Below are 11282 nucleotides of genomic sequence, written 5' to 3' on the forward strand. Positions count from 1 at the left end.
CTGGCAGACGAGCAACTTCCATGCCCCGCAGGCCGTGTGCATACGGCCTACCTCCAAAGAGATACCCCTTTTTCCGGATTGAGCGAATTTTCTCCACGGGAAATTATCTTGCCCATCAGAGAACAGCGCCCGCCAATCCGCCGCACCGATTCGCGCCGTTCTCGCCAGCCTGAGCCTACCGGGAAGCAGCCATGATGGATAAACCAGACATTGAACGCGCAAGGCTTCACAGCCTTCCCCACTACCGCCAGCCGACGCCTGCGCAAAGCGTGCGCCGGCACCTGGTGGTGATTCAGTCGGCAGGCGTTTGCCCGGCCTTCGTCGGCGAACTCGACCAGCCACAGTTGCTGAACGCGGAGAACGCTGATTTCAGCAGCCGTCTCGACAGCAGCCTGGCGGCCTGCAGCGTCGGCACCCGCCTGTATCTGGTCGGCGACGAAGCCTTTATCTGGCGCATCCACGCCCTGGCCCGCAGCGCCGGGCTGCAGGACGACGAGATCGACATGACCCTGAGCGTGTCCGGCCTGCGCACTGTGTATTGCGTGCACTGCGGGCTGAAACAACCGGGCACGCAGCAGGACAGCCTGCAATGCAGCGGCTGCAAGGTGTTGTTGGAAATCCGCGAGCACTTTTCCCGGCGTCTGGGCGCCTACCTCGGCGTGTGCGGCAACCCGGACCAGCCTTACGCGGGGTTCCGGCCATGAGTGCGACCTTGAACGTCCGCGTCAGCGATGCACGCATGCTCACCCCACTGGTGCGTGAATTCACCCTGACACCCTGCACCGGGCGCCTGCCGGGCTTTTCGGCGGGCAGCCATGTGCAAGTGCATCTGCCGCTGGGCGACCGCACCTTGCGCAACGCCTATTCGCTGACCAGTGATCCGGCGCAGCGCGAGCACTATCGCATCGCCGTGCGCTTGCAGACAGCTTCGCGGGGCGGCTCGCGTTACCTGCACGAGCAGGTGCAGATCGGCGACAGCCTGACCCTCTCGCCGCCGGCCAATCTGTTCGCCCTGCACAGCCAGGCCCGCCAGCACATCCTGATCGCCGCCGGCATCGGCATCACGCCGTTCATGGCCTACCTGGCCGAGCTGGAACAGCGCCAGGCCGACTTCGAGCTGCATTACCTGTATCGCCCGGGCCTGACCGATGCCTACCTCGCCGCGCTGCAACAGCGTCTCGGCGCCCGGCTGCATGTCTATGACGGGCAACGCCGCATCGATCTGCCCGCCATTCTCGGCGACCGCCCGCTGGGCAGCCACGTCTACACCTGCGGCCCGCAACGCCTGCTTGCCGACGTTCAGGAATACGCCAAAGCGCTGGGCTGGCCGGCCAGCCGGGTTCACCACGAAGCGTTCAGCGCACCGCAACCCGGCACGCCGTTCGAACTGGAGCTGCTGCGCAGCGGCCAACGCCTGACCGTCGGCGCAGACCAGAGCCTGCTCGAAGCGCTGGAGGCGGCAGGCCTGGAGGTGCCCAACCTGTGCCGTGGCGGGGTCTGTGGACAGTGCATCACCCGGCACCGTGGTGGCGACATCGAACACCGCGACCACTTTCTGAGCCGCAGCGAGCAGGCCGAATTTCTCATGCCTTGCGTGTCTCGCGGCTGCGGCCCGTGCGTATCACTGGATCTCTAGGAGTCGACCATGACCGTGCCATTCAGCCCCACCCGGACGTACCGCGAGGACTTCAGCTTCCGCAACAGCCCCACCGCGATCAAGCGCTTCCCGTTTCCGTTCCCCCAGGACAGCTACCTGTACTCGGTGAACATCGAGCCGGCGACCTCCCGAGACCCCGGCTCGGTGTACGAGCACTGTTTCGACATCGATGAGCATTACCGCTCGGAAATGGCTGAACGCGCTTTGGTGCTGGACAAGGACCCGCGCCGTTACCTGGTCATGCCGCACATGCAGGACGCCGCCTGGGACGCCCTGCAGATGCTCATGGAGCACCTGGCCCGCGACTACCCGCAGTGGTTTGAACTGAACCGCGATGGTAATCACTGGCACTGGCGCAACAAGGCACTGGGCATCGATCAGCGCTTCGTGTTCGGCGACGCGTCGACCTTGCCCAGTGAGCCGCTGGAATTCATCGGCCGTCAGGTGCAGGGCGACTTCGCCCTGCTCGATCAGCGCGACGGCGACCTGTTCATGGACGCCGGGCTGATTACCAGCCCCGCCGACTGGTCGTTGGCGTTCGATGCCGGGATGAGCTTCAAGCAGTGGCATTCGCCGGTGCCCATGGCCCACCAGATGGGCGTGTTCGACCGGGCGCTGAAATACCTGCTCAACCTGCAGGTCGACCACCCGGTGCGGCGGCTGAACTGGACCCTGACGATCAACCCGCGTCTGGACTCATCGCCGGAAACTTTTCATGAGTGGGGCGCCGACCGCGGCACCGTGACGGCGCAAAACGCCGGGCAGCTCGTGCACCTGCGCGTCGAACTGCAGGTCATGGCCCGCCTGCCGCGCAGCAACGCAATGATGTTCAGCATCCGCACCTACCTGATCAGCCTCAACGAGCTGGTCACCCAGCCTGAATGGGGCTGCCGGCTGCACCGGGTGATCCGCGACCTGCCCGACGCCATCGCTGATTACAAAGGCATGACCCGCTACCGACAGGCGCTGATCGAGTGGCTCTGCCAGTTCGATCCACAGGCCTGACGCTTCCGACCTTCCCACGACAAGGACCTTTCACATGGCTCATTCATGGCGCATTTCTGCACTCGCTGACCGTCATCGCGCGCTCGGCGCACAGCTGGAAGACTGGAACGGCATGGGCACCGCCTGGACATACGAAACCGATCTGGCCGACCACCACGAAGCCATTCGCACCCGCGCCGGGTTGATGGACGTCTCGGGCCTCAAGAAGGTCCATTACGTCGGCCCCCACGCCGAAAGCCTGCTGCAGTGGGCCACGACCCGCGACATCAGCAAGCTGTACCCCGGCAAATCGGTGTACGCCTCGATGCTCGACGAGGAAGGCAAGTTCGTCGACGACTGCATCGTCTACCGCACCGGCCCCAACGCTTTCATGGTGGTACACGGCGCCGGCAACGGCCACGAAATGCTGGTGCGCTCGGCCCAGGGCCGTCAGGTGGCGGTGCTGTTCGACGACGACCTGCACGACCTGTCACTGCAAGGCCCGCTGGCGGTGGAGTTCCTCGCCGAACACGTGCCCGGCATCCGGCAGTTGCCCTACTTCCATCACCTGCAAACCCGCCTGTTCGACCGCCCGGTGATGATCTCGCGCACCGGCTACACCGGCGAACGCGGCTACGAGATTTTCTGCAAGGCGGCCGACGCCCCGTTCATCTGGGACGAAATCCTGCGCCGTGGCGAAGCCATGGGCATCATTCCCTGCGCCTTCACCGCGCTGGACTGGCTGCGGGTGGAAAGCGCGCTGATGTTCTTCCCCTACGACAACTCGCAGATGTACCCCTTCGCCGACCAGAAAGCCGGCGACACCCTCTGGGAACTTGGCCTGGATTTCACCGTGTCGCCGGACAAGCGCGACTTCCGTGGCGCCGAAGAGCACCGCCGCCTGCGTGGCCAGGAGCGCTTCAAGATCGCCGGGGTGCTGCTCGACAGCGGCATCGCTGCCGAAGCTGGTGACAGTCTCTGGCACGGCGGTCAGGAGGTGGGCGTGATCACCTGCGCCATGTATTCGCGCCTGACCCGACGCTCCATGGCCATCGCCCGGGTGGCCGTCGACTGCGCCGAACCCGGCATCGCCCTGCAAGTGCGCGGCAGCCAGCAGGTCGCCGCCGTGACCCACGCCATGCCGTTCGACGACCCGCAGAAAACCAAGCGCACGGCCAAGGGCTGATCGCCTTCTTCCATCGCAGACACGAGAGCGCCATGGACACTTCAAACGAGCAATACATCCTCAAGATCAGTTGCCCGGCGACCTCCGGGATCGTCGCCACCCTGACCTCCTGCCTGGCCAGCCAGCAGTGCTACATCAGCGAACTGGCGCAATTCGACGACGAGTTCACCGGGCAGTTCTTCATGCGCGCGGTGTTCCGCTTCAATCGCGGCGCCCACGGCGACATCGATGCCCTGCAGCGCGAGCTGGCGTCGCTGGCCGGCGGCTTCGACATGCAGTGGCAGCTGTTCCGCTCCTCGCAACCGACCCGCGTGCTGTTGATGGTCAGCAAGTTCGACCATTGCCTGACCGACCTGCTGTACCGCCATCGCAAGGGTGAAATGGACATGGAGATCACCGCCGTGGTCTCCAACCACCTCGACCTGCGGGCCATGGCCGAGCGCGAAGGCATCCGCTTCGTCTACCTGCCGGTCACCAAGGACACCAAGGCCCGTCAGGAAGCCGAACTGATGCGCATCGTCCAGGAAACCCAAACCGATCTGGTGGTGCTTGCCCGTTACATGCAGATCCTCTCCGACGATCTGTGCAAACAGCTCTCGGGCCGGGCGATCAACATCCATCACTCGTTCCTGCCCGGTTTCAAGGGCGCCAAACCCTATCACCAGGCGTTCGATCGCGGCGTGAAACTGATCGGCGCCACCGCCCACTACGTCACCAGCGACCTCGACGAAGGCCCGATCATCGAGCAGGAAGTGCAGCGCGTCGACCACACCTACCTGCCCGACTCACTGGTTGCCATCGGCCGCGACACGGAAACCGTCGCCCTCTCCAAGGCCCTGAAATACCACCTGGAACACCGGGTGTTCATCAACCAGGACAAGACCGTGATCTTCCGCTGATCGCGGCAACTTTTTGCTGATCACCCCTTTTCGCGAGGTACTGACATGACATTACGCGTAGCAATCATCGGTGCAGGCCCCTGCGGCATGGCCCAACTTCGAGCTTTCCAGTCGGCCCGGGACAAGGGTGCCGACATCCCTGAACTGGTCTGCTTTGAAAAGCAGGCCGACTGGGGCGGCATGTGGAACTACACCTGGCGCACCGGGCTGGACGAGCACGGCGAGCCGGTCCACGGCAGCATGTACCGCTACCTGTGGTCGAACGGCCCAAAGGAATGCCTGGAGTTCGCCGACTACACCTTTGAAGAACACTTCGGCCGCCCTATTGCCTCCTACCCGCCTCGCGAAGTGCTGTGGGACTACATCAAGGGCCGCGTCGAAAAAGCCGGCGTGCGCGACTACATCCGCTTCAACACCGTGGTGCGCCAGGTCACGTTCGAGGAGGAGACGCAGCAGTTCACCGTGCTGTCCCATGATCACGGCAACGATGTCAGCGTGAGCGAACAGTTCGATTACGTGATCAACGCCTGTGGCCATTTCTCGACACCGAAAGTGCCTTACTTCAAGGGTTTCGAGCAGTTTGCCGGGCGCATCCTGCACGCCCACGACTTCCGCGAAGCGCTGGAATTCAAGGGCAAGGACCTGCTCATCGTCGGCAGCAGCTACTCGGCCGAAGACATCGGTTCACAGTGCTACAAATACGGCGCGCGCAGCATCACCAGTTGCTATCGCACCGCGCCCATGGGCTACAAGTGGCCGGCTAACTGGGAAGAGAAGCCGCTGTTGCAGCGGCTGGAAAACAACCGGGCGTATTTCGCCGACGGCACCAGCAAGCACATCGACGCGGTGATTCTGTGCACCGGCTACAAGCATCACTTCCCGTTCCTCGACGACTCGCTGTGCCTGAAAACCGACAACCGCCTGTGGCCACGCAACCTCTACAAGGGCGTGTTCTGGGAAGCCAACCCGCGCATGATCTACCTCGGCATGCAGGACCAGTGGTATTCCTTCAACATGTTCGACGCCCAGGCCTGGTACGCCCGTGATGTGATCCTCGGGCGCATCGCCCTGCCGTCCCACGCCGACATGCTCGCCGACAGCCAGCAGTGGTTCGAGCGGGAGCAGACCCTGCAAACCAACCAGCAGATGTTCGAGTACCAGGGCGCCTACATCCAGCAACTGGTCGACGCCACCGACTACCCGAACTTCGATATCGCTGCGGTCAACGACACCTTCCTGCACTGGAAGCACGACAAGGCCGAGGACATCATGGGTTACCGCGACAAGTCCTACCGCTCGCTGATGACCGGCACCCAGTCGCCGCCGCACCACACCCCGTGGCTGCAGGCGCTGGACGATTCGATGGCCGCGTACCTGAGCGAACCGTCCACGCCCTTCCAGTCAGTCGGCTGACGGCGGAGCCTTGTCATGAATGCACCGCGCATTTCCCTGCCCCGCGAACCGGGACTGTTCGCCCGCACACCCGCCATGGAACGCTACCGGCTGGCCGCCGGCGGGCTGACCCTGCTGACACTGGAAGCAGGCGACCGCTTGCAGGTCATCGACCTGGAAGGCTGGCAGCCCTGCGAACTGCTGGTGATCGACGCCAGCAGCCGCAATGCGCTGGCCGACTGGTCGCTGAGCCCATCCGCCGACTGCCGATTCATCCACCAGCAGTTGGCTGCTGTGGGCGTGCAGGCCCGACGTATCGTGCAGGCCCTTGGCAGGCGCGGGCTGGACTGGCGCACCCTGCCGGCTGCCGCATCGTTGTGGGAAGCACAAACGCCCGCCGGCTTCAGCCGCCAGTTTGTCGCCGAGGGCCATTTGTTGGTGATTGCCGCGGCGCCCCACGAGGCCACGGCGGTTGACCGGCAATACTGCCCCAGCGAACTGCGCCTGGTGGTCGAACGCGCGCAAGCATCAGCATTGCTGACGCCGGCGCTGCCCGAACCGCTGGGCGAACTGCTCGACGAATTCACCGTCCGCGCCGGTACGGCCCACAGCTACACCGTCGCCAAGGGCCAGTACATTCAGGTGCTCGACGTCGCCGGGCGCCAGTGTTCGGACTTCGTCGCCTTCGACCGCCGCGCACTGGACCGGGGCATCGAACTGGATCTTGACCAGACCGTGACCCGCACGCTCAACGGCAGCGCATACCCGGCACCGGGACTGTTCGGCAAATTCTTCGACCGGCGCATGCAGCCGATGCTGGAAGTGGTGCAGGACACGGTCGGGCGTCACGATGCCTTCGCCCTCGCCTGCGCCGCCCGCTACTACGAAAGCCACGGCTATTTCGGGCACGACAACTGCAGCGACAACCTCAGCCGCGCCCTGGCCGCCCACGGGGTTCAGGGGCGCGAAGGCTGGCCTGCGATCAACTTCTTCTTCAACACCGCCATCGATGCCCACCAGCAGATGACGCTGGACGAGCCGGGGTCGCGGCCCGGCGATTACGTGTTGTTGAAAGCCATGACCGATCTGGTCTGCGGCAGCTCGTCGTGCCCCGATGACATCGACCCGGCCAACGGCTGGGAACCGACCGATATCCATATCCGCGTCTACAGCGAAAAGGAGCGTTTTGCCATCGCCATGAGCACTCGCAGCACGGCCGATGCCGACCCTGTCCTTACCCGCCAGTCGGGTTTCCATTCACGTACCTGTCAGCTGACCGGCAGTTTTGTCGATTACCGCAACTGGTGGCTGCCGCTGCGCTACGACGGCTTCGGCGCCATCGATGAGTATTACGGTTGCCGCGAGCGGGTGGCGGTCATGGACCTCACTGCCCTGCGCAAATTCGAGATCATCGGCCCCGACGCCGAAGCGCTGTTGCAGTACTGCCTGACCCGCGACGTGCGCCGGCTCGCTATCGGCCAGGTGGTGTATTCGGCGATGTGCCATGAGCACGGCGGCATGCTCGACGACGGCACCCTGCTGCGATTGGGGCCGGACAACTTCCGCTGGATCTGCGGCGAGGACTACGCCGGCATCTGGCTGCGCGAGCAGGCACAGAAGCTGGGCATGAAGGTCTGGGTGAAATCGGCCAGCGAGCAGATTCACAATCTCTCGGTGCAAGGCCCGTTGAGCCGCGAACTGCTCCGGCAGATGGTCTGGACCCCGCCCACGCAACCGAACGTGGACAGCCTGGGCTGGTTCCGCTTTCTGGTGGGGCGGCTGAACGACTACGACGGCTGCCCGCTGATGATCTCCCGCACCGGCTACACCGGCGAGCTGGGCTATGAAGTCTGGTGCCACCCGGACCATGCCGAGCGGGTCTGGGAGCGCATCTGGGCCTTGGGTCAACCGTTGGGCATCGTGCCGCTGGGGCTTGAGGCGCTGGACATGCTGCGCATCGAAGCCGGGCTGATTTTCGCCGGTTACGAGTTCACCGATCAGACCGACCCGTTCGAGGCCGGTATCGGCTTCAGCGTGCCGCTCAACACCAAGACCGACGACTTCGTCGGTCGTGACGCCCTGCTGCGGCGCAGCGCCACGCCCGCGCAAAAACTGGTCGGCCTGCGCTTGACCGGCAACGAAGGTGCCCACCACGGCGACCCGGTCTTTCGCGGTCGGGCTCAGGTCGGCGTCATCACCAGCGCCTGCCGCTCGCCCTTGCTGGGCAGCAACATCGCCCTGTGTCGCCTTGACGTGTCCTGCGCCGAGCCGGGCACCGCACTTGAAATCGGCAAAATCGACGGCCTGCAGAAGCGCATCAGCGCCGAGGTCACGGCACCGATCTTCTATGACCCGGAGAAGCGCCGGGTACGCAGTTGATCCGTATCACGTAGAGACGCACCACTTCGACTGCCCAACTACCACACCTCAGACATGGGATTACCAAGATGGAAGCGACTACGTTCGAGACTCTCCCGCAGGCTGACCACAGCGTCGGCAGCCTGCAGCGCAAGATAGACTGGCGCGGCGCCTTCTGGGTAGCCAGCGGCGTGCCGGCGCTGGTGTTGTTTTCCATTGGCGCGATTGCCGCCACGGTGGGCAAACCCGCCTGGATCGTCTGGATCGTGTCGATCTTGTTCGGCTTTATCCAGGCCTTCACCTACGCCGAAATCGCCGGGCTGTTCCCGCACAAGTCCGGCGGCGCCTCGGTGTACGGGGCCATCGCCTGGGTGCGTTACAGCAAACTGATCGCGCCGATTTCAGTGTGGTGCAACTGGCTGGCCTGGTCGCCAGTGCTGTCCATCGGCTCGGGGCTGGCGGCCGGTTACATCCTCACCGCGCTGTTTCCCGCCGATGCGCTGATCAACACCTGGCAACTGACGCTGCTGGACTTGGGCTGGGTCAAAAGCGGTCTGTCCCTGCGCATCAACGCGACCTTTGTCATCGGCCTGGTGATTCTGCTCACCGTGTTCGCCATCCAGCACGGCGGCATCCTGCGTTCGGCGCGGCTGACCCTGGTGCTCGGCGCCACCTCGCTGATCCCGCTGGTGCTGGTCGGCGTGGTGCCGCTGCTGACCGGCGATGCCACCCAGGCCAACTTCCTGCCGCTGTTCCCGCTGGCCCACGACGCCGCCGGGCAAGTGATCGACGGCACCTGGGACATTTCCGGCTGGTCGCTGATGGCCGGCGGGCTGTTCATGGCGGCGTGGTCGACCTACGGCTTCGAGACGGCGGTGTGCTACACCCGTGAGTTCAAGGACCCCAAGCGCGACACCTTCAAGGCCATTTTCTACGCCGGTTTGCTGTGCATTCTGGTGTTCACCTTCGTGCCGCTGGCGTTCCAGGGCAGCCTCGGCCTCGGCCAACTGGTGACCCCGGCGGTGCTCGACGCCAGCGGCGCGGTGGTCACCCCGGCGGTGTACAGCGGCCTGCTCTCACCGGCAATCTATAGCGGCATGGGCGTGGGCCAGGTGATGGCCGACAGCATCGGCGGCGGCAAGCTGGTCGCCAACATCGTGCTGATCATGCTGGTGCTCGCCACGTTGCTGGCGATCATGACCTCGATGTCCGGCTCGTCGCGCACGCTGTATCAGGCCTCGGTGGACGGCTGGCTGCCGAAATACCTGGGCCGCACCAACGAGCACGGCGCGCCGACGGCGGCCATGTGGACCGACCTGTCGTTCAATCTGCTGCTGTTGTTGATGTCCGACTACGTGTTCGTGCTGGCGGCGTCCAACGTCAGCTACATCATCTTCAACTTCCTCAACCTCAACGCCGGCTGGATTCACCGTCTGGACCGCCCGGACTGGGCGCGTCCGTACAAGGCGCCCACTCTGTTGCTGGCCGCCGGTGGCCTGTTGAGTTTCGTCAACCTGGCCTGCATGGGCCTGGGCGCCGACATCTGGGGCGCTGGCACGCTGGTCACCGGCCTGCTGCTGGCGATGCTGATTCTGCCGGTGTTCTGCTTCCGCCACTACGTGCAGGACAAGGGTCGCTTCCCGGCCGCCATGCTCAGCGACCTGCACCTGCAGGCCGACGCCGGCAGCAAACGCGCCGGTGTGCTGCCTTATCTGACGTTGATCGCGGGCGCGGTGCTGGTGTACGCCTGTCATCGCCTGGTCGCTTGACCGCCCCCACCCTGTGACTGATCATCGGGGCCCCTGCGGGCCTCGGTGTTCGATCGACGTTCCTTCCCTTTCGACAATGGTGACTCATCCCATGAGCATGACCCCTGCACTCGCCCGCGATATCGACGGCAAGGCCATCGCGGCCCGGGTTCTCGACGAAGTCAAAGACGATGTCCTGGCCCTGGCCGGGCAACAGGTGCATCCGGCCCTGGCCGTGGTGCTGGTCGGCGACGACCCGGCCAGCCAGGTCTACGTGCGCAACAAACTGCTGAAGGCCGGGCAAGTGGGCATTCGCTCCCTTGAGCATCGCCTGCCCGCCAGCACCAGTCAGCGCGAAGTGCTGGCGCTGCTGGATCAGCTGAACGCCGATCCAGCGGTCAACGGCATTCTGGTGCAGTTGCCGTTGCCCGCGCACATCGACGAGCACGCGGTGATTCACGCCATCGACCCGATCAAGGACGTGGACGGTTTTCACCGCGAGAACGTCGGCGGGCTGGTTCAGGGCGCCGACGTGCTGACCCCCTGCACGCCGAGCGGCTGCATGCGCCTGCTGCATGAAACCTGCGGCGACCTGAGCGGCCTGCACGCGGTAGTGATCGGGCGCTCCAATATCGTCGGCAAACCCATGGCGACCCTGCTGTTGCAGGCGAATTGTTCGGTCAGCGTGGTGCACTCGCGCAGCGTCGATGCGGCAGCGCTGTGCCGTTTGGCCGATATCGTCGTGGTGGCGGTCGGCCGCCCGCAGATGATCGACGCCAGCTGGCTCAAGCCTGGCGCGGTGGTGATCGATGTGGGAATCAACCGAATTGCCACGGAAGACGGCGACCGCCTGGTGGGCGACGTCGACTACGCCAGCGCCCGCAGCGTAGCCAGCGCCATCACCCCGGTGCCGGGCGGCGTCGGACCGATGACCATTGCGTATCTGCTGAAAAACACAGTGATTGCCACCCAATTGCAGATGGCAGCAAACGCCCGCGTCGCCCAGACCGCCGTAGTGGCCTGAAACGCATCCCCCCTGTAGGAGCTGGCTTGCCCTG

At 64.6% G+C, this 11282-nt stretch carries 9 protein-coding genes; all 9 read left to right on the forward strand.

From position 1 onward, the window contains the following. Positions 1–191 precede the first annotated feature (191 nt). The 9 genes from ACIPL0_RS08025 to folD all read left to right on the forward strand — a co-directional run bounded on the left by ACIPL0_RS08025 (position 192) and on the right by folD (position 11248). Positions 192–704, forward strand: coding sequence for a dimethylamine monooxygenase subunit DmmA family protein (locus tag ACIPL0_RS08025; protein ID WP_400595304.1), 513 nt, complete (start codon positions 192–194; stop codon positions 702–704). Then, the gene (locus ACIPL0_RS08030; RefSeq protein ID WP_400595302.1) at positions 701–1636 is read left to right on the forward strand and encodes a PDR/VanB family oxidoreductase; all 936 of its coding nucleotides are present in this window, start codon (positions 701–703) and stop codon (positions 1634–1636) included. Before ACIPL0_RS08025 ends, ACIPL0_RS08030 begins: the two co-directional genes overlap by 4 nt. A 9-nt stretch (positions 1637–1645) precedes the next feature. Then, complete coding sequence (locus ACIPL0_RS08035) at positions 1646–2662, forward strand: heme-dependent oxidative N-demethylase family protein (protein WP_400595300.1); 1017 nt, start codon at positions 1646–1648, stop codon at positions 2660–2662. Positions 2663–2696: 34 nt separating this feature from the next. Beyond that, on the forward strand, positions 2697–3827 hold the full coding sequence (locus ACIPL0_RS08040) for an aminomethyltransferase family protein (protein ID WP_400595298.1): 1131 nt from the start codon (positions 2697–2699) through the stop codon (positions 3825–3827). Between the two features lie 32 nt (positions 3828–3859). Next, positions 3860–4726: a formyltetrahydrofolate deformylase gene (gene purU, locus ACIPL0_RS08045; protein ID WP_400595296.1), complete on the forward strand. Its 867-nt coding sequence runs from the start codon at positions 3860–3862 to the stop codon at positions 4724–4726. A gap of 45 nt (positions 4727–4771) precedes the next feature. Then, complete coding sequence (locus ACIPL0_RS08050; protein ID WP_400595294.1) at positions 4772–6139, forward strand: NAD(P)-binding domain-containing protein; 1368 nt, start codon at positions 4772–4774, stop codon at positions 6137–6139. A 15-nt stretch (positions 6140–6154) separates the two neighbouring features. After that, positions 6155–8497, forward strand: a complete 2343-nt coding sequence (locus tag ACIPL0_RS08055; RefSeq protein WP_400595292.1) for a DUF1989 domain-containing protein — start codon at positions 6155–6157, stop codon at positions 8495–8497. A 68-nt stretch (positions 8498–8565) separates the two neighbouring features. Next, the gene (locus tag ACIPL0_RS08060) at positions 8566–10245 is read left to right on the forward strand and encodes an APC family permease (protein WP_400595290.1); all 1680 of its coding nucleotides are present in this window, start codon (positions 8566–8568) and stop codon (positions 10243–10245) included. Positions 10246–10336: 91 nt separating this feature from the next. Next, complete coding sequence (gene folD, locus ACIPL0_RS08065) at positions 10337–11248, forward strand: bifunctional methylenetetrahydrofolate dehydrogenase/methenyltetrahydrofolate cyclohydrolase FolD (RefSeq protein ID WP_400595288.1); 912 nt, start codon at positions 10337–10339, stop codon at positions 11246–11248. Positions 11249–11282: the final 34 nt, after the last annotated feature.

The organism is Pseudomonas sp. NPDC090208, assembly GCF_044746785.1.
Taxonomy (GTDB): Bacteria; Pseudomonadota; Gammaproteobacteria; order Pseudomonadales; family Pseudomonadaceae; genus Aquipseudomonas.